The organism is Cupriavidus sp. (assembly GCF_057315035.1).
Map to the genome: position 1 here is coordinate 34,808 of NZ_DBHKYV010000025.1, position 17,719 is coordinate 52,526.

The 17,719-nt window shown below is 63.9% G+C and carries 14 protein-coding genes, 2 tRNA genes and 1 pseudogene; 5 read left to right on the plus strand and 12 right to left on the minus strand.

Features of this window, described 5'->3' with window-relative positions; all coding sequences use genetic code 11:
- Positions 1-28 precede the first annotated feature (28 nt).
- The 4 genes from ACO550_RS25220 to ACO550_RS25235 all read right to left on the minus strand — a co-directional run bounded on the left by ACO550_RS25220 (position 29) and on the right by ACO550_RS25235 (position 2,699).
- Positions 29-550, minus strand: coding sequence for a MarR family transcriptional regulator (locus ACO550_RS25220; protein WP_315596713.1), 522 nt, complete (start codon positions 548-550; stop codon positions 29-31).
- 332 nt (positions 551-882) lie between these two features.
- The gene (locus tag ACO550_RS25225; protein ID WP_315596751.1) at positions 883-1,257 is read right to left on the minus strand and encodes a hypothetical protein; all 375 of its coding nucleotides are present in this window, start codon (positions 1,255-1,257) and stop codon (positions 883-885) included.
- A 171-nt stretch (positions 1,258-1,428) separates the two neighbouring features.
- Positions 1,429-2,406 carry a tripartite tricarboxylate transporter substrate-binding protein gene (locus ACO550_RS25230; RefSeq protein WP_315596714.1) on the minus strand — a complete coding sequence of 326 codons (978 nt, stop codon included), beginning with the start codon at positions 2,404-2,406 and terminating at the stop codon, positions 1,429-1,431.
- A gap of 217 nt (positions 2,407-2,623) precedes the next feature.
- A tRNA-Lys gene (locus tag ACO550_RS25235) sits at positions 2,624-2,699 on the minus strand.
- Positions 2,700-2,825: 126 nt separating this feature from the next.
- Here ACO550_RS25235 and ACO550_RS25240 point away from each other — a divergent pair.
- A complete protein-coding gene (locus ACO550_RS25240) occupies positions 2,826-3,725 on the plus strand; it encodes a LysR family transcriptional regulator (protein ID WP_315596715.1) in 900 nt (299 codons plus the stop codon).
- 106 nt (positions 3,726-3,831) lie between these two features.
- Positions 3,832-5,223 (plus strand): 8-oxoguanine deaminase, encoded by a 1,392-nt coding sequence (locus tag ACO550_RS25245; protein WP_315596716.1) that lies wholly within the window; start codon positions 3,832-3,834, stop codon positions 5,221-5,223.
- A gap of 93 nt (positions 5,224-5,316) precedes the next feature.
- Here ACO550_RS25245 and ACO550_RS25250 read toward each other — a convergent pair.
- Positions 5,317-5,392: transfer RNA gene (locus ACO550_RS25250), tRNA-Lys, on the minus strand.
- A gap of 364 nt (positions 5,393-5,756) precedes the next feature.
- Between ACO550_RS25250 and ACO550_RS25255 the strand changes: the two genes are divergently transcribed.
- Positions 5,757-6,020: a DUF1488 family protein gene (locus tag ACO550_RS25255; RefSeq protein ID WP_066738920.1), complete on the plus strand. Its 264-nt coding sequence runs from the start codon at positions 5,757-5,759 to the stop codon at positions 6,018-6,020.
- Positions 6,021-6,172: 152 nt separating this feature from the next.
- On the opposite strand, the gene ACO550_RS25260 is transcribed toward ACO550_RS25255, so the two are convergent.
- The 5 genes from ACO550_RS25260 to folD form a co-directional block, all read right to left on the minus strand.
- Complete coding sequence (locus ACO550_RS25260) at positions 6,173-8,056, minus strand: SulP family inorganic anion transporter (RefSeq protein WP_315596717.1); 1,884 nt, start codon at positions 8,054-8,056, stop codon at positions 6,173-6,175.
- A gap of 4 nt (positions 8,057-8,060) precedes the next feature.
- Entirely contained in the window at positions 8,061-8,858 is a 798-nt protein-coding gene (xth, locus tag ACO550_RS25265; protein ID WP_315596718.1) for an exodeoxyribonuclease III, read from the minus strand.
- Between the two features lie 21 nt (positions 8,859-8,879).
- Positions 8,880-9,290: a hypothetical protein gene (locus ACO550_RS25270; RefSeq protein ID WP_315596719.1), complete on the minus strand. Its 411-nt coding sequence runs from the start codon at positions 9,288-9,290 to the stop codon at positions 8,880-8,882.
- Between the two features lie 30 nt (positions 9,291-9,320).
- Entirely contained in the window at positions 9,321-11,423 is a 2,103-nt protein-coding gene (locus ACO550_RS25275; RefSeq protein WP_315596720.1) for a M3 family metallopeptidase, read from the minus strand.
- 131 nt (positions 11,424-11,554) lie between these two features.
- Positions 11,555-12,412: a bifunctional methylenetetrahydrofolate dehydrogenase/methenyltetrahydrofolate cyclohydrolase FolD gene (folD, locus tag ACO550_RS25280; RefSeq protein WP_315596721.1), complete on the minus strand. Its 858-nt coding sequence runs from the start codon at positions 12,410-12,412 to the stop codon at positions 11,555-11,557.
- Positions 12,413-12,585: 173 nt separating this feature from the next.
- Here folD and ACO550_RS25285 point away from each other — a divergent pair, with 173 nt between their 5' ends.
- Positions 12,586-13,281: an energy-coupling factor ABC transporter permease gene (locus tag ACO550_RS25285; RefSeq protein WP_315596722.1), complete on the plus strand. Its 696-nt coding sequence runs from the start codon at positions 12,586-12,588 to the stop codon at positions 13,279-13,281.
- A 150-nt stretch (positions 13,282-13,431) separates the two neighbouring features.
- Here the strand turns inward: ACO550_RS25285 and ACO550_RS25290 are convergent, their stop codons facing one another.
- Together ACO550_RS25290 and ACO550_RS25295 are read right to left on the minus strand one after the other, a co-directional pair.
- Complete coding sequence (locus tag ACO550_RS25290) at positions 13,432-14,064, minus strand: response regulator transcription factor (RefSeq protein ID WP_315596724.1); 633 nt, start codon at positions 14,062-14,064, stop codon at positions 13,432-13,434.
- Positions 14,065-14,202: 138 nt separating this feature from the next.
- A complete protein-coding gene (locus ACO550_RS25295; protein ID WP_315596725.1) occupies positions 14,203-16,815 on the minus strand; it encodes a PAS domain S-box protein in 2,613 nt (870 codons plus the stop codon).
- 431 nt (positions 16,816-17,246) lie between these two features.
- Between ACO550_RS25295 and aceE the strand changes: the two are divergent.
- Positions 17,247-17,719, plus strand: a pseudogene (gene aceE, locus ACO550_RS25300) (pyruvate dehydrogenase (acetyl-transferring), homodimeric type); the annotation flags it as partial.

Here is a 17,719-nt window from a genome sequence, read left to right on the forward strand (position 1 = left end):
GGAGCATGGGGCGCGCCGGCGCCGGAACTCAGGCTGGCATGGCCTGCCGCGCCGCGCGACTGATCACTTCCGGCACTACCACGGAACGCTCATCCTGCTCCCACGCGGCGTGCCGGCCATGGCGTGCCGCATGATCGTCCAGCGTGGAGGTCATGCGATGCAGCAGGCTGCTCAGTGCGCCGCGTTCCGCCGAGCTCAGGTGACCGACTGATACCGAGTGGAGCGCGCGCACGGCCTGCGCGGCGCGTTCGAGGCGCGCGCATGCGGCTCCAGCGATGCGTGGCGTGCCGTCCGCCGGAAAGTCCAGCCAGCCTTCGGCATGGAGCTCGCGCAACAGCCGTTCAGTCTGTGGCACATCCAGGAAGATGGCGCCTTCGCAGGGCTGTCCGCGCATGAACGCGTCAAGGCGGATTGCACGCAACAGCAGCCATTTGGGATAGTTCAGCCCCGATACGCTCAGGGTCTTGTCAAGGGCGCTTTGCCATGCGGTAACCGCATCGACAAGCGAGAGCACAACGGGCTCATGTATTTCGAGTGCTTTGGGCTGCATTCGCTCAGGTCTCCCATAAAAGGGTTGCCGCCTGGACACTTCTTAGGCCGGTGCATTAGCCGGCCCGGGCGGCATGGGCGCCTGCCTCTGGAATCGGGCCGGTCGCTTCTCAATAAAATTGCTAGGCCGAACACTACCAGTAATGTCGAGACATTTGCGTGACAGCGCGGGTAATTCCTAGTCAATCTTTTGGCTGATGCGCCGGGTGAGACGCAGGACGAGGGGGGCGAGGAGCAGGCGGGAGGCGGGAAGGGAGGGCACCGCCCTCCGGCACGGGAGAGCGGTGGAAAAACGCGGGTTACAAGTTACTGCGGTTGCTGCTGTTACTGTTGTTACTGCTTCTTGGCACCGTCAGTGTACGGATCGGCCTTGCCAGCCTTGGCGCCGTCGGTGTACGGGTCGGCCTTGCCAGCCCGGGCGCCATCAGTGTACGGATCGGGCTTGCCAGCCTTGGCGCCATCGGTGTACGGATCCGCCTTCTTGTTCGGTGCCAGCTCGGACTTGGTCGATTTCTTCGCGCCGTCGGTGTACGGGTCGAACTTGCCGGCCTTGGCCGGGTTCTGGTTCGGGTTGGCCTTGTTCTTCGAATGGCTACCGCTGTAGAGATCGCCGCCGTCCGTGTAGTTCTTCTGCGCGTGGGCCAGTTGCATGGCGCCCAGTGCGGTCAGTGCGGCAACGATCAGCGTCGGTACGGTCTTCTTCAGCATCATCATCCTCTCAGGTAGGGGCGGGATCGAAATGATCCGGCCCGACAGAAAATGGCGTTATTGATATTGATGCTGATACTTTACCGGGGTTCGCGGCGGCCCGCTTGCCAAAGTTGTAGTAACAATACTCAGGCGGCGGGCCCGCCACGTCAGCGGAACGTCATGCCGATGTCATTCCAGCGTGATGTTCTGGTCCGTCGCAATCTTCTTGCGCAGTTCCAGTTCGCGCTTGATCTGGGCCGCATATTGCTGCTGCGTGTTGCCGTCCGGATAGGCGCCGGCATCGTGCAGGCGCTTCTTCACATTCGGATCCTGCAGCGCCTTGACCGCGGCATCGTGCACCTTGGCGACGATCGCGGCTGGCGTGCCGGCGGGGGCCACTAGGCCATACCAGGCCATGTTGTTCATGTCCTTCATGCCTTCCTCGGCAAAGGTCGGCACATTGGGCAGGCCTTCCACGCGTTTCGGTGCGGCCACGGCCAGCGCGCGCAGCTTGTCGCTCTGGATAAAGGGCATCGATGACGGCAGGTTGTCGAACTGCGCATTGACCTGGCCAGCCAGCGTGTCGTTCAGTGCCGGGCCCGATCCGCGGTAGGGGATATGCACCATGTCGGTCTTGGTAATGAACTTGAACAGTTCACCGTCCAGGTGCGAGATGCTGCCCTTGCCGGCCGACGCGTAGCTGTACTTGCCCGGATTCGACTTGAGCAGTGCCACGAACTCCTTGAGGTTCTTGGCCGGCACCTTCGGGTTCACGGTCAGCACGTTCGGCACGTTCACGAGATTCGTGATCGGTGCGAAGTCCTTCAGCGGATCGTACGGATTTTTGGCATTGGTGGCCGGGTTGGTCGCCATCGTGCTGACGGTAGCGATGCCCAGCGTATAGCCGTCAGGTGCGGACTTGGCCAAGGCATCGGCGCCGATGGCACCACCGCCACCGCCACGGTTCTCGACCACCACCGGCTGGCCCAGTTCACGGCCCAGCGCATCGGAAACGGCGCGGCCCACGATATCGGTGGTGCCGCCTGCGGCAAACGGCACGATCAGGCGGATGGGCTTGTTCGGGTACGACTGCGCGTGCGCCGTGATTGCCATCAGACCCAACGCGGCAAGGGCGCCCATAGCGCCCGCTTTCAGAACAGCTTTCAAGAGATGCCTCCCAGGTAATGCGTGTCTTCTAACGCTTGTCTTCTAAGTTCCGCATTACGGAACGTAGTTCCGTGATATGCGTTGGGGAGCATTCAACGCGAAAGCTTGTCGGCGGGATATTGGGGGGAACCCGTGGAGATCGGACCACTGGGTAAAGATGGAGGCAGAAAAGCAAAAGGCCCGAAGCTTGTGAGCTTCGGGCCTTTCTGGAATTCGCTGGTGGGGCGTGAGTGACTCGAACACTCGACCTACGGATTAAGAGTCCGCTGCTCTACCAACTGAGCTAACGCCCCAACGAAGAAAGAGATTCTAGCAACGAGTTTTGTATCGCGCAAGCCCCTTCGTGAATTTTTTTGCGAGAGTGGTGCGTCTTACAATGCGCGGGTCCTGAACCGAAAGCCTTGTCGGCCCAATTTTCCATGCATGCGCGCGTTCTTCGCTATCTCGATGAGGTTGTCCGTCGCGGTTCGATCCGGCGGGCGGCGGAACATCTGCACGTGGCGCCGACCGCGATCAATCGCCAGATCCTGGAGCTGGAGGCCGATCTGGGTGCGCCGCTGTTCGACCGCATCAACAAGCGCCTGCACCTGACGCCGCTGGGCGAAATGGTGCTGGCGCATGTGCGGCAGACCCTGCGCGAGCACGAGGCGCTGCAGGCGCGCGTGGCTGAGATCAAGGGAGCGCGGCGTGGCGTGGTAACGATTGCCACCACGTCAGGGCTGGCGGGCTCGTGGATGCCGTCGCTGGTGCACGATTTTCGTCAGCGCCACCCGGGAATCGTGGTGCGCGTGGCTGATCTGCCGGTGGGCGGCATCGTCGCGGCGGTGGAGCAGGGCGATGCGGATCTGGGGCTTGGCTATGACATGCCGGAGGTCGCGGCGCTGCGTACCGTGGCGGGCAGCGACTGGTCGATCGGTGCCGTAGTGGCGCCCGGACATCCGCTGGCGTCGCAATCGTCGGCGCGACTGGCCGAGTGCGCGGGGTATCCGCTGATCTTGCCGGCGCCATCGCTGTCGATCCGGGCGCTGGTGGATGAAGCGTTTGCGCGCCAGTCGCTCGACGTGATGCCGGCGGTGGAATCTACCTCGGTGGTATTGATCCAGCGGCTGGTGGCGACGGGCGCCGGCGTTGCACTGCTCAATCCGCTCGATGTGATGGAAGAGCGCATGCGCGGTTCGGTGGTGTTCGTGCCGCTGCGCGATGGCGACTTGCAGCGGCAGTCGTTGCGGCTGGTAACGCGTGGCCGTAGTCCGCTGACGCCCGCCGCCGGGTTGATGAGCGATGCGATGGCCGCCGCGCTCGCCGGGCTGTCTCGTTAGGGGTGTCCACAATTTGTGGACACCGAGCGCGAAAATCTGCGCTTGGGCCAGTGCGCCGAGCTTGCGTAGACTCGCTTTCGTTCACAACCTGGATACACAACCTGCCATGACCCTGATCCTCCAGCATGCCGACGTACTGGTCACCATGGACGCGCAGCGCCGCGAGATCGCCGATGGCGCGCTGGTCGCCAACGGGCCCGTCATTGAATGGGTGGGCGCCACCGCCGACTTGCCGGAGCAATATCGGCGCATGAGCGACGAAGGCGGCGCCGAAGTTGTCGACATGCGCGGTCATGTGGTGATGCCCGGGCTGGTCAATACGCACCACCATATGTACCAGAGCCTGACGCGTGCCGTGCCCGCTGCGCAGGACGCGGAGCTGTTTGGCTGGCTGACAAACCTGTACATGCTGTGGTCGCACCTGACGCCGGAGATGATCCGCGTCTCGACGCAAACCGCGATGGCTGAGCTGATGCTGTCCGGCTGCACGACCACCAGCGATCATCTCTACCTGTATCCGAATGGTGCGAAGCTCGACGATTCGATCGATGCGGCAAGACAGATCGGCATGCGTTTTCATGCCGCGCGCGGTTCGATGAGCGTGGGCCGTAGCCAGGGTGGCCTGCCTCCCGATGTGGTGGTCGAAACCGAGGCGGCCATCCTGCGCGACAGCCAGCGGCTGGTGGAGCAGTATCACGATGCATCGCGCCATGCGATGCTGCGCGTGGTGCTGGCGCCGTGTTCGCCGTTCTCGGTGTCGCGCGACCTGATGCGCGAGTCCGCCACCATGGCGCGCCACTATGGCGTATCGCTGCACACGCACCTGGCCGAGAACGACAACGATATCGCCTACTCGCGCGAGAAGTTTGGCATGACGCCGGCCCAGTATGCCGAGGACCTGGGCTGGGTCGGCCACGATGTCTGGCACGCGCACTGCGTAAAGCTCGATGACGAAGGCTTGGCGCTGTTTGCGCGCACCGGTACGGGTGTGGCGCACTGTCCGTGCTCGAACATGCGGCTGGCGTCCGGTATCGCGCCGATCCGCCGCATGCGCGATGCGGGTGTGCCGGTGGGGCTTGGTGTCGACGGCAGTGCATCGAACGACGGCGCGCATATGCTCGGCGAAGCGCGCCAGGCCATGCTGTTGCAGCGTGTGGGATTTGGCCCGGCCGCGATGAGTGCGCGCGAGGCGCTGGAGATCGCCACGCTGGGCGGTGCGCGCGTGCTGAATCGCGATGACATTGGTGCGTTGCTGCCTGGCATGTCGGCGGACATCGTGTCCTTCGACATGTCGGCGGTAGGCTACGCCGGTGGCGGGCACGATCCGGTTGCCGCGCTGGTGTTCTGCACGCCGTCCAATGTGTCGACCAGCATCATCAATGGTCGCGTGGTGGTACGCGACGGCCGGCTGTTGACCGTGGATCTGCCCAGCGTGCTGTCGGATCACCGGCGCCTGGCGCGCACCTTGTTCGAGCGCGCGGAACAGGCTGGGGTTTGATGAGTGGGCCGCATAAGCGGCCCCAGCCGAACCTCAATGCGCACGAAAACGCAAAAGGCCGGAAGCATTGCTGCTTCCGGCCTTTCTTGTGTCTGGTGGGGCGTGAGTGACTCGAACACTCGACCTACGGATTAAGAGTCCGCTGCTCTACCAACTGAGCTAACGCCCCGACGAAGACCGAGATTCTAGCAGCATTTTCGGCTTTGTCAAACGCTAAATGAAAAGTCTCGTAATGCCCTGCAAAGTTACGCGGTGGTCCGATCGGGGGCGGTCGATTCTGCGTGCGGCAAGCGTGTGCGTGATCGGTTCGATCGGCTCATCACGCTGACACATGCGCATGCGATGCTTTGCAATTCACCGGGCGCGGCGGCATGCAAAGCGCATGTGGCGGACGGAACTTGTTGCGCCCGCCATCGGTCATTCTGGGGGCATTGAGACGAGTCGCATTCTGCCAGGGCATGCAGGGGATCGAAGACGATTTCCGCAAAGCCATGTTAGGATGCTTCTCCACTTGCATATGGAGGGCTGTGATGATGGAAATCAAATTCCAGGAGCAAGACCGCTACGACATCAACAACGAGGGTTTGCTGTTCCACGCGCTTGTCGACGGTGAGCAAGTGACATGCGTGGTAACACGCGAAGCCCTGTGGGAAGGCTTCAGTGCCGACCAGGTGCTGTCGCTGGAAGAGGCGTTCCGCGCCGGTCGTGACACGATCGAACGCGCGGCCGTGGTACTGATCGAGCAGGGCGTGCCCCAGCCGGTCGTAGTCAAGAGAGCGCACGTGGCGCCGGTCTAAGACCGACGACCGACGGCAGCAACCCTCCGCCGCCGGTTTTGGCCTCGCTGTCCAGCAGGCCGACCGGTGCGCTACATCCCTACCGTTTCTCGTAGTTATTCTCGTAGTAACTTCAACCGATTGCCTAGATAGCCGCTCGCCGGGTTTGCCATTCAGGCAGGATGTGCCGTGTCCACTGGCGCAGTGTGTGGCGCATTGTCTGGCACGTCATGTCGTGGCGTGTGCTGCACGGCGCCGTCGTCGGCTGACGCGAAAGCGGGGCCACCTGGACGCTGCGAGCATTCCTCGAAAATACGCGCATGGCATTGCGCGCAAATCTCGGGAGACAGCGTGGCGATGATGGTGTGCAGCGCCTGCCGCTTGGTCGGGAAGATATGGTCGGCGCCAAGCTTGTTGGTGAACCCGGTCTGCTCCCAGGTATCGAGCACCTGCGTGCGTGGGCGGTGAAAGTAGAGATCGCCACCGGCCGCGCGCCGCTCGGTGAGTTCTGCTTCCCACATCTCGGCGCCGGCCAGGTCGATGAAGTTCATGCTCTTGGTCATAGCCAGCAGATGCTTCTGTTCCGCGTCGACCGTGCGCAGCCAGTGAAGCCGGTCGGTCACGTATTGCACGGCACCGAAGTAGATCGCACCTTCCATGCGCAGCAGCTTGAGTTGCGGGCATTCCGGTTGCGGACGGCGCAGTTCGTCCAGCGGGGTAAAGCGACGGCCGGGATCATCGGCATCGGGCACCAGGCTACGCACGGCCGGCCGCGACGTGCGGTACAGGTAGGCCACCAGCGACAGGATCGTGCCCAGCAGTACGGCCATTTCCAGCCGGATCGCCAGCGTGGCCACGAAGGTACCGACTGCAATCGCGAATTCGGTGCGCGACAGCCGCGCAATGCGGCGCAGCCGCCGGAAATCGAACAGGCCCCAGGCCACCAGCATCAGCATTGCGGCGATCGCGGCAAGCGGAATCTGCGCCAGTAGCGGGGCACTGACGGCCACCAGTGCCACCAGCAGCAACGCCGAGAACACGCTGGCCAGCGGTGTCTTTGCACCGGCTTCGAAATTCGGCATCGAGCGGTTCAACGAGCCGCACGAGATGTAGCCCGAGAACAGACCGCCCGCGATATTCGACAACCCCTGGCCAATAAACTCGCGGTTGGCATCGACATGCTGGCCCGAGCGCAGCGCCACGGCCTTGGCAATCGAGATCGACTGGCCAAGCGCCACGATCGTCAGCGCGGCGGCAATCCCGAGCAGGTCGGGTATCGTGCGCCAGTTGATGTCGGGAAGATGGAAGGGCGGGAGCGCCGAAGGAATCGGTCCCACCACGTTCACATGCTGCGCGCCGCCCCAGCCGCTATGGTTCAGCCAGAGCGACACGCTGAATCCGGCCAGCAGGCCGAGCAGCATGAACGGCATCCGGCGTGCAACGCGCTTGATGGCCAGCGTTACCACCAGCGTGACGCCACCCACGATCAGCGCACCGTGGTTGATGGTGTCGAAGTTATCGAACAGGAAGCGCACCACCCCGAACGCGCTGGTGCCCGTAGGCACTGCCAGGCCGAACAGGTCCTTGAGCGCGTACAACGCGATCAGCGTTGCCGCACCACACGTAAATCCCAGCAGTACCGATGGCGAGATGAAATTGGCCAACGAGCCAAGCCGGAGCACGCCCACCGCCAGTTGCAGGATGCCCACCAGCATGGTCACGGCCAGCGCCAGCGCGATATAGGCAGGGCTGCCAGCAAATGCAACCGGACTCAGCATCGCAAACAGCGCGAGAGAGTTGGCGTTGGTAGGGCCCGACATCACGTGCCAGCTCGATCCGAACAGCGCGGCCACGATGCACGGGATCACCGCGGTGTAGATCCCGTATTGCGGAGGCAGGCCCGCCAGCGTGGCAAACGCCACACCCTGCGGCAATACCAGGACTGCGCCAAGCAACCCGGCGACGAGGTCCGCACGCAACGTCAGCGGCGTGACGCGCCGCAGCCACGGAAACCAGCGTTGCAGGGCGGGAGTGTGGATGCGGGCGGCGGAGCTCATCGGTTCAGGCGAGATTCAGTGCGGCCACCACCGGCGTATGGTCGGACGGCTGCTCCCAGCGTCGCGGTTCCTTGTCGATCAGGCAGGTGGTACAGCGCTGTGCAAGCTCGGGCGACAGCAGGATATGGTCGATGCGCAGGCCAGCGTTGCGGCGGAAACCCATCATGCGATAGTCCCACCATGAGAAGGTTTTCTCGGGCTGTTCGAACATGCGGAACGAGTCGACCAGGCCCATCGCCACCAGTGCCTTGAACGCATCGCGCTCGGGCGGTGACACCAGGTTCTGGCCTTCCCATTTGGCGGGATCATGCACATCGCGGTCTTCAGGCGCGATATTGAAATCGCCGAGCAGCGCCAGCTTCGGGTACTTGACCATTTCGGCGCGCAGCCAGTCGGTCATGGCCTTGAGCCAGTCGAGCTTGTAGACGAACTTGTCGGAATCCAGCGCCTGGCCGTTCGGGAAGTACGCGCTGATCAGCCGCACATCGCCATAGGTACCGGCAATCACCCGCTGCTGCGCATCTTCGTAGCCGGGAATATTGCGTACCACATCGGTGGGCGCCGGCATGGTGCCGTCGCGCGCAACGATTGCCACGCCGTTGTAGGTCTTCTGACCCGTAAAGATGCTATGGAAGCCAGCTGCTTCGAGCTCCGCCAGCGGGTACTTGTCATCGGGCAGTTTCAATTCCTGCAGGCACAGCGCGTCGACTGGCGTACCGGCTGCTTCCTGCGCGGCCATCCATTGCAGCACCTGGGGCAGGCGCACCTTGAGGGAGTTGACGTTCCAGCTCGCGATTCTCATCGGCAATTATTCTTGTGTGGGTTACTGGCCAAACAGGCCACCGAGCAGGTCGCGTTCATTCAGCATGTCGAACGCAATCTGCTCATGAGTCTTCATGCAACGCCGGATCGCGGCCGGGATGGCGGCGCGCGTCTTGCGGCACAGCCCCGGTTGGTCCGCGAGCTCGATATGGAAGCCTTGTACCGTGCGGACCTCGTTGTCGCTCGGTGTGATCGTGACCACGATGCCGAGCTGGGCGCGCAGCTTTTCCTGCATCCGGCGCAGTTCGTCCAGCGTCTGCACCGCTTCCAGCCGGGCGACCAGCCGCTTTTCCTCATGCTGGGTCAGCATCAGGATGCGGCGGTCGGCAGCCGGGTTGTCGAACAGCACTTCCCGCTTGCAGTCGCAGGCACCCGGTGGACATTCCGTACGGATCGGAATCTGCGTGTCCATGGTCCGGGCGCCTGGTCAGCGAGCGTGCGATCAGGCCGCGACCGCAGCTTCCGCCATGCCGCCGTGCCGCAGCAGCGCTTCGATCTGCGGCGCACGCCCACGGAACGCCACGAACGATTCCATGGCCGGCCGGCTGCCGCCTACCGACAGGATCTCGCGGCGGTACCGCTCGCCTACTTCACTGTCGAGCACGCTGCCAGACAACTGTCCGGCTTCCTCGAACGCGGCATAGACATCGGCGGACAGCACCTCGGCCCACTTGTAGCTGTAGTAGCCCGCGGCGTAGCCGCCCGCAAAGATATGGCTGAACGTATTCGGCCAGCGCGACAGCGGCGATTGCGGCACCACGTGCTTCGCATCGTTGATCTGGCGCGAGAGCGTGAGCACGGATACCGGACCTTGCGGGTCGTAGTCGGTATGCAGGTGCATGTCGAACGACGAAAACACGATCTGGCGCAGGGTCATCATGCCGTTCTGGAAATTCTTCGCCGCCAGCATGCGGTCGAACAGCACGCGCGGCAGCGGTGCACCGGTTTCCACGTGGGCCGTCATCGTCGACAGCACCTCGTATTCCCAGCAGAAGTTCTCCATGAACTGCGATGGCAGTTCCACGGCATCCCATTCCACGCCGTTGATGCCCGATACGCCGAGGTCGCCCACCTGCGTAAGCATATGGTGCAAGCCATGGCCGAACTCGTGGAACAGCGTGATGACTTCGTCGTGCGTGAACAGGGCGGGCTTGCCGCCGACGGGCGCGGTGAAGTTGCAGGTCAGGTAGGCCACCGGGGTCTGCACGGTGCCGTTACCGCGCTCCTTGCGGCCGCGCGCGTCGTCCATCCAGGCGCCGCCGCGCTTGCCTTCGCGCGCATAGAGGTCGATGTAGAACTGCGCCAGCAGCGCACCTTGCGGCGACACCACGCGGAAAAAGCGCACGTCCTTGTGCCAGGTCTGCGTGTTATCGGGCTGGATATTCACCGAGAACAGCCTCTCGACCACGCCGAACAGGCCTTCCAGTACCTTGGGCTCCTGGAAGTACTGCTTGACCTCGTCATCGGAGAACGCATAGCGCTTCTGGCGCAGCTTTTCCGAAGCGTAGGCAACATCCCACGGCTCGATCTTGTCGAGGCCCAGTTCGGCCGCTGCGAATTCGCGCAGTTCCTTCCAGTCGGCTTCGGCGTAGGGACGGGCCTTGACCGCGAGTTCGTCGAGGAACTTCAGCACGTCGGCGGGCGACTCGGCCATCTTCGGCACCAGCGAGACTTCGCCGTAGTTGGCGTAGCCAAGCATCTGTGCCTCTTCACGGCGCAGCGTCAGCTGCTCGCGCATGTTCGACGTATTGTCCCAGTCCGCCTGGCCCTGGTTGTACTGCGCGCCAAGTTCCGAGGCACGCGTGACGCTGGCCTCGTACATGGTCTGGCGCAGGCCTCGGTCGTCGGCATACTGCAGCACCGGGAAGTACGACGGGAAGTGCAGCGTGAACTTCCAGCCGGTCTTGCCGTCCTTCTCGGCCGCCAGCGCGGCGGCTTCCTTTGCGTCGGCCGGGATGCCGGACAGACGCGATTCATCCTCCACGTAGAGCGCGTAGCCATTGGTGGCATCGAGCACGTGATCGGAGAAAGCCTTTGAAAGCTGGGCCTGCTGCTCCTGGATCTCGGCGAAACGCGGCTTGCTGTCTTCCGGCAGTTCGGCGCCGCCGAGGCGGAAGCCACGCAGTTCATTCTCGAGCAGTTGCTTGCGGGCAGGCGAGAGGGCGGCAAACTCGGGGCCGGCCGCCACGGCCTTGTACTTGTCGTACAGCGCCAGGCTCTGGCCCAGCGACGACCAGAACTCGGTCATGCGGGGCAGGTTGTCGGCATGTGCCTTGCGCAGTTCTGGCGTATCGGCCACGGCGCTCAGGTGACCCACCACGCCCCAGGCACGGCCCAGCGGTTCGGTGGCGGTCTCGAGCGCTTCCACGGCGCTGGTCCAGGTGGCTGGTGTGGCGGGATCCTCGGCGCGTGCCACGGCGGCCTGGGCATCGGCCAGCAGCACGTCAAGCGCGGTGCCGATGTGTTCGGGCCGGATCTCGGCAAAACGCGGCAGATCGGAAAAATCGAGCAGCGGGTTGTTGGCGCGGTCGGTGGTATCAGTCATGGCAATTCCCGGTTGGCGTGCCGCGACCTGGACCGGTGCGGCACGATTACCTGTGCAAGATGAGGCCTTTGCGGCCAAATATCCAGTACGACTTTGCTATTGGCGCGATTGAAGCGCCATTGGGACCTTCATCAGGCCAGGCCGGCTACGCGCTCGGCGGCTTCCAGCGTGTTGATCAGCAGCATCGTGATCGTCATCGGCCCGACACCGCCCGGTACCGGGGTGATATGGCCGGCCACCTCGCGCACGCCGGCAAAGTCCACGTCGCCGCACAGCTTGCCTTCATCGTTGCGGTTCATGCCCACGTCGATCACGACCGCGCCCGGCTTGACCATCTCGGCGGTGAGGATGTTGCGGCGGCCCACCGCGGCCACGATCACGTCGGCCTCGCGGGTATGCGCGGCCAGGTCGCGCGTCTTGCTGTTGCAGATCGTCACCGTGGCGCCGGCCTGCAGCAGCAGCATTGCCATTGGCTTGCCGACGATGTTCGAGGCGCCCAGCACCACGGCACGTGCGCCGCGCAGCGGGTACTGGATCGATTCGAGCATCTTCATGCAACCGTACGGCGTGCAGGGGCGGAACAGCGGGGCACCGGTCATCAGCGCGCCGGCATTGGCCACGTGGAAGCCATCCACGTCCTTTTCAGGCGCAATCGCCTCCAGGACCTTGTGGCTGTCGATGTGCTTGGGCAGCGGCAGTTGCACCAGGATGCCGTGGATCTTGGGATCGCGGTTCAGCGCGTCGATGCGGGCCAGCAGGTCGGCTTCGGAAAGGTCGGCCGGATAGCGGTCCAGCGACGAATGAAAGCCATTGTCCTCGCAGGCCTTGACCTTGTTGCGCACATAGACCTGGCTGGCCTGGTCTTCGCCGACCAGCACCACGGCCAGCCCCGGCTGGTGGCCGGCGGCGGTCAGGCGGGCGGCGCGCTGGGCAGCTTCGGCGCGGATCTGTTTGGCGAGGGCGTTACCGTCGATGAGTTGGGCGGACATGGGAGTTCGTGACTGGAGAAGCTTGGGGATGGGGCTCAGGCGCCGTGCGTGGACAGCGGTGCCGGATGCGAAACCGCGATTATAAAGGCTTGCGGACCTTCGCAAGCGGCTTGGGCGTGCCTCATTCGCCGCACTGAAGCGCGGTGGTGTTGGCCGACTGCTAGCATGCAGCAATGGACGTTGACGAATCTTCAATTCGGGGCTTGCTGGACACCTGGCCGTTGCCCACGCTGGCTGTCGCGGTGCTGGCATGGGCCGTTGCCCAGCGGCCCTGGCAACTGCTGAGGCGCGAGTCGCTCCAGCATGCGTGGCTTGGCATGCTGTTTTTCCTGACGCTGTTGTGGTCTGCCCATGCCACGATCGCTGGCGGCGTGGTCATACAGTTGATGGGCGCGACGTTGGCCGTGACGATGTTTGGCCTGCCGCTGGCCGTGGTGTCGCTGGCCATTGCCGACCTGGTGTCGCTGCTGGGGCTGGCCTATCTGTCCGGGCAGGTCTGGCAGAACATCGACTGGATATCGCTGGCGCCACGCTTTGTCTGGATGGCGGCCGTGCCGGCGCTGGTGACGGCGGGCCTGCAGGCCTGCCTGCGGCGCTGGCTGCCGCGCCATCTGTTCGTTTTCATTCTGGGCCACGGCTATTTTGCCGCGCTACTTGCCACCATCGTCTGTGGCGGCATGCGGCTGGCCTGGCTGCTGCAGGCGGGTCAGCCTTCCGGTGCTGGCCTCAGCGCCGGCGACCAGATGACCGGCGTGGTCATCATTGCCTTCGGCGAAGCGTTCCTGACCGGCATGCTGGTGGCGATCCTGGTCGTATATCGACCGCAGTGGGTCGTGACATTCTCGGAAATTGAATACCTGAGCCGGTGAGCGGGTTCCGGCTGGACGACAAGCAGGCACTGCGCGTGGCACGGGCCGCTGTCGCTGGCAACCGGGCGAGCCGGCTGCGTATCTGGATGGCGGATGGCGGATGGCGGATGGGGGTTTATCAGGCGCTGGGCGGCGCCTGAGTTCAGTGAATCAGCTGTTGCGCGACAGCGCCAGCCTGAGCAGGTCAGCGACTGTATTCACATTGAGCTTTTCCATGATGTTGGCGCGGTGCGCCTCCACCGTCTTGATCGAAATGCCCAGGTCGTCGGCAATCTGCTTGTTCAGGCGGCCGGCCACGATGCGCTCCAGTACCTGCTGCTCGCGCGTGGTCAGCTTGCCCAGCAGATCCTTGGCGGCGCGCTGTTCGCGGGCAGTGGAATGGTCGGAGCGGGCCTTGGTCAGCATCCGTTCCACCAGCGCGCGCAGTTCCGATTCGTCGAAAGGTTTCTCGATGAAATCGATCGCTCCGCGCTTCATCGTCGATACCGCCATCGGTACATCGCCGTGGCCCGTGATAAAGACGATCGGGATATCGATATTCTCGGCAATCATGCGTTCCTGCAGTTCCGGACCGCTCATGCCAGGCATGCGCACGTCGAGGATCAGGCAGGACACCTGGCCGGCGTCGTAGGCGGAGAGGAACTGCTCGGCGCTGTTGAAGCTGCGCACCTGATAGCCATTGCCCTCTAGCAGCCAGGTCAGCGAGTCGCGCATCGCTTCATCGTCGTCGACGATAAAGACGGTCTCGCCACGATGCGGCGTTGGGCTGGGCGTTGCGGTCATGAAGTCTCCTGGGGCAAAGTCGTTTGCAACGAAGTGTAACTGTATGCGGCGGTGCGCAACACCCCCTGGGTCAATGGCCCGGACGGCCTCCCGATGCCCCGCGGCAGAGGGTCGTCCGGCATGCCAGGGGGGTTCCCGTTACTGTTCGGGTAGCGCAGGCTGCAACGGCAGGGTGATTTTAAACGTACAACCGATGCCGTCCACATTGTTTTCCACCCAGAGCCGGCCCTGGTGGGATTCAATGATCGAACGGCAGATATTCAGGCCCATGCCCATGCCGTCCGATTTGGTGCTGAAGAACGGTTCAAACAGCCGTTCCTTGGTGGCCTCGTCCACGCCGGGGCCCTGGTCGATCACGTCGATACAGCAGCATTGGCCGAACTCGACGTTCTCGATGCGCGCATGCAGGCGCACCACGCCCGCGGCGCGCATGGCCGGCAGGCCGGCCATGGCCTCCACGGCATTCTTGAGCAGGTTCAACAGCACCTGTTCGATCAGCACCGGATCCACGTACAGCATCAGCGGCGGAGCCGGCAGGCGGGTCAGGATGGTCACGCGGCGGCGCGTGGCTTCCAGATCGGCCAGGCCCACGGAGTCGGCCACGATGTCATGGAGCGCGGCCTCGCGCCGTTGCGGCTGGCTGCGCTTCACGAAGCCGCGGATGCGGCTGATGATCGTGCCCGCGCGCACGGCCTGCGCCGAGGTCTTTTCCAGTACCGGGATCAGGTCTTCGGGCGTGCTGCGGCCCGAATGCAGGCGCGCCACGGCACCCATGCAGTAGTTATTGATGGCGGCCAGCGGCTGGTTCAACTCGTGTGCCAGCGACGAGGCCATTTCACCCATGGTGGTCAGGCGGCTCGTGAACTGCAGGCGCTCCTCGTGCTGTCGGGCCATTTCCTCGGCGGCCTTGCGTACGGTGACGTCGGTGGCGATCTGCATCTGCGCCAGGTGGCCGTCCACCCACTGGATGTACCGGCGACGCACCTCGAACCACTTCTGCATGTCGGGTACGAACACTTCGCGCGCGTCGGATGCGTACGGCATCAGTTCGGAGGCGGGCAGGCCGGCGTAGGCATCGACAAAGTCGGTGTTGTCGCTCGACATCTGCTCCTTGTCGAAATCGTCGCCGGCCAGCTTCAGGTGGCCCTCGGCCTCCCAGCCAAACAGCTGGCGGTAGTAGCGATTGGCAAACAGCAGTTCGGCCTTGTCGGTGGCCAGCACCGACACCGCGGCATCGAGGCTTTCGAGCACGGTGGTGAAGCGGTCGTGCGCGGCGGCCAGTTCCTCGCGAGCCCGCTTGGGTTCGGTGATGTCAGTCATCGAACTCATCCAGCCCGTATGGCGGCCCCGGCTGTCGACCAGCGGCGACACATACATGCGGGCGAAGAAGCTGCTGCCGTCGCGGCGCATCACGCGCATTTCATAGCCCGTGGCCGGCGATTTGCCCTGCAGCGTCAGGTCGATCTGCTTCTGCATCTCCTGCTGGTCATTGGGCGGCCAGTAGGGGAAGGGCGGCACGCGGCCAACCAGTTCGGTCTCGGACCAGCCTGTCATGCGGCAGAACGCCGGATTCACGTAGGTGATGCGGCCATTGAGGTCGAGCGCGCGCAGGCCGATCAGCATCGAGTTTTCCATCGCGCGGCGGAACGATGTCTCGGCCAGCAGCGCGCGCTGCGCCTCGGAGCGGCGGCTGGTATGCCGCCACATGCTCCACAGGCTCCACAGCAGGAAGCACGACAGCCCCACCACCAGCCACAGCAGCATGTTGTTGGGCAGGTTCGACGGCGGCGGGTACGCATCGGCGCGTAGCGACAGCGAATGGCCTGGCGGGTCGAGCAGTACCTCGTAGGACAGCGCATTGCCGGGCACCGGACGCACCGATGTGCTGGCACGCGTCTGGTTGTTCTTGTCGATCAGCGAAAAGCGGTAGCGCTCAGTCAGTTCCGGCGGCAGCAGGTGGGTCAGGATGCCGTTGATCGAATACAGCGCGCCGAGCGTACCGAGGAACTCGTTGTCGCGCACGATCGGTACTTCCATCAGCATGAAGCTGTCGCCGCGATCGTTCATCAGCGGACGCGAGTAGACCACGCGCTGGGTTTCACGCGCGGCGTCGAACGTGTCGAGCACTTCCGGTTCAAGCGGCTGGTCCACCGTCTCGCGCAGGCGCGCCGCGAACTCGGATGTGGACGGCAGCGACCAGCGACCGCGCTTGGTGGCGTCGAGCCAGTTGATAAAGACGATCTCGGGGTTCTCGCGCAGGATTTCCTGGGCGGCCGTACGGTAGGCGCCCTGGTCGAGCTGCGCGGCGGCGATATCGCGCGCCAGCGACGCCAACTGGTCCTGGTTGCTCAGCAGTGACAGCCGTACGCGTTGCTGCGCCCATGCGGCGTCGCGATACAGCGCATCGCGCTGCTGCTGGCGTTCGGTTTCATGCAGCGACCAGAGGATGACGCCCATCGCCACCGTGAACAGCACGATGGCCACCAGCGGGATGAACATGAACCAGCTGGTGGCGACCAGGTTGCGCCAGCGCATGATCCAGAGCCGGCGAGGCGCCGGCGCCAGCTGTTCCCTGGCGTCCTGATGCTCGCCATGGACGCTATGTTCGGGGTGGTCAAGATGCGGGTCGCCATGTTCCGCACGCGCGACACCGGTCGACACGCCATGAGAAGCGTCGCTGACCGTGCTGGCGGAGTTCGGTGGCAGGATGGCCGTGCGCAGGCCGGAGAGGATTCGTTTGAAAAACTGCATAGGGGATTGACGGCTGACCAGCCAGTGTATCGGCTTTATTGCGGTGCGTCGCTTGGGGAAACCGCCTACTCGCCACAGCGGGATCGGGCTTGGTGGGGAAGTCCGCCACAGTGCCGTGCCGGCGGTTCTGGTGCACTGCCGCATAATTTCACATTATAAAAAAGGACTTCGTAATCTGAAAATTTCGCTTGTCAGCCGCTGCTGTGCTTCCATAGAATCGCTTCGACCGAACAATGCGGGCGAGCGCCATGCGTTTGCCGACCGAGGATCCGGGCGATACGACCCGAAATAAGGATCCCGGGCCCTGGCCAGTGAACCGATGCCAGGGAAAGGCGAGGGGCTTCGCCGCGACGTCAAAACCGTCACACCGGCCGACCGATATCCGCCACACCAAGGCGGCGCCGGGGCAGGAATTTACCCAGGAGGCAGTCATGTCCGCTGTACCAGAGCAGATCCTCGGCGCCAGCAGCGCCAACGACGCAGATCCCCAGGAAACGCACGAATGGCTGGATGCCCTGCAGGGCGTCCTGAATGCGGAAGGTGCCGATCGCGCAGCCTTCCTGATCGACAAGCAGATCGAATACGCACGCGTGAATGGCGTTACGCAGCCGTTCCACGCCGAAACGCCGTACATCAACACCATCCCGGTGGAGCAGCAGGCGCGCATTCCCGGCGACCAGGACGTCGAGCACCGCATCCGCTCGTACACGCGCTGGAACGCCATGGCCATGGTGCTGCGTGCCAACAAGCACACCAACGTTGGCGGCCACATCTCGTCGTTCGCCTCGGCGGCCACGCTCTATGACGTGGGCTACAACCACTTCTGGCGCGCCCCGTCGGAACAGAGCGGCGGCGACCTGGTTTTCGTGCAGGGCCACTCGGCACCGGGCGTGTACTCGCGCGC

What these genes read in the sequence shown, in the direction of transcription:
- ACO550_RS25220 (WP_315596713.1), bottom strand. Translation starts at nt 550, where the DNA reads ATGCAGCCCAAAGCACTCGAAATACATGAGCCCGTTGTGCTCTCGCTT.
- ACO550_RS25225 (WP_315596751.1), bottom strand. Translation starts at nt 1,257, where the DNA reads ATGCTGAAGAAGACCGTACCGACGCTGATCGTTGCCGCACTGACCGCA.
- ACO550_RS25240 (WP_315596715.1), top strand. Translation starts at nt 2,826, where the DNA reads ATGCATGCGCGCGTTCTTCGCTATCTCGATGAGGTTGTCCGTCGCGGT.
- ACO550_RS25245 (WP_315596716.1), top strand. Translation starts at nt 3,832, where the DNA reads ATGACCCTGATCCTCCAGCATGCCGACGTACTGGTCACCATGGACGCG.
- ACO550_RS25255 (WP_066738920.1), top strand. Translation starts at nt 5,757, where the DNA reads ATGGAAATCAAATTCCAGGAGCAAGACCGCTACGACATCAACAACGAG.
- ACO550_RS25260 (WP_315596717.1), bottom strand. Translation starts at nt 8,056, where the DNA reads ATGAGCTCCGCCGCCCGCATCCACACTCCCGCCCTGCAACGCTGGTTT.
- xth (WP_315596718.1), bottom strand. Translation starts at nt 8,858, where the DNA reads ATGAGAATCGCGAGCTGGAACGTCAACTCCCTCAAGGTGCGCCTGCCC.
- ACO550_RS25270 (WP_315596719.1), bottom strand. Translation starts at nt 9,290, where the DNA reads ATGGACACGCAGATTCCGATCCGTACGGAATGTCCACCGGGTGCCTGC.
- ACO550_RS25275 (WP_315596720.1), bottom strand. Translation starts at nt 11,423, where the DNA reads ATGACTGATACCACCGACCGCGCCAACAACCCGCTGCTCGATTTTTCC.
- folD (WP_315596721.1), bottom strand. Translation starts at nt 12,412, where the DNA reads ATGTCCGCCCAACTCATCGACGGTAACGCCCTCGCCAAACAGATCCGC.
- ACO550_RS25285 (WP_315596722.1), top strand. Translation starts at nt 12,586, where the DNA reads ATGGACGTTGACGAATCTTCAATTCGGGGCTTGCTGGACACCTGGCCG.
- ACO550_RS25290 (WP_315596724.1), bottom strand. Translation starts at nt 14,064, where the DNA reads ATGACCGCAACGCCCAGCCCAACGCCGCATCGTGGCGAGACCGTCTTT.
- ACO550_RS25295 (WP_315596725.1), bottom strand. Translation starts at nt 16,815, where the DNA reads ATGCAGTTTTTCAAACGAATCCTCTCCGGCCTGCGCACGGCCATCCTG.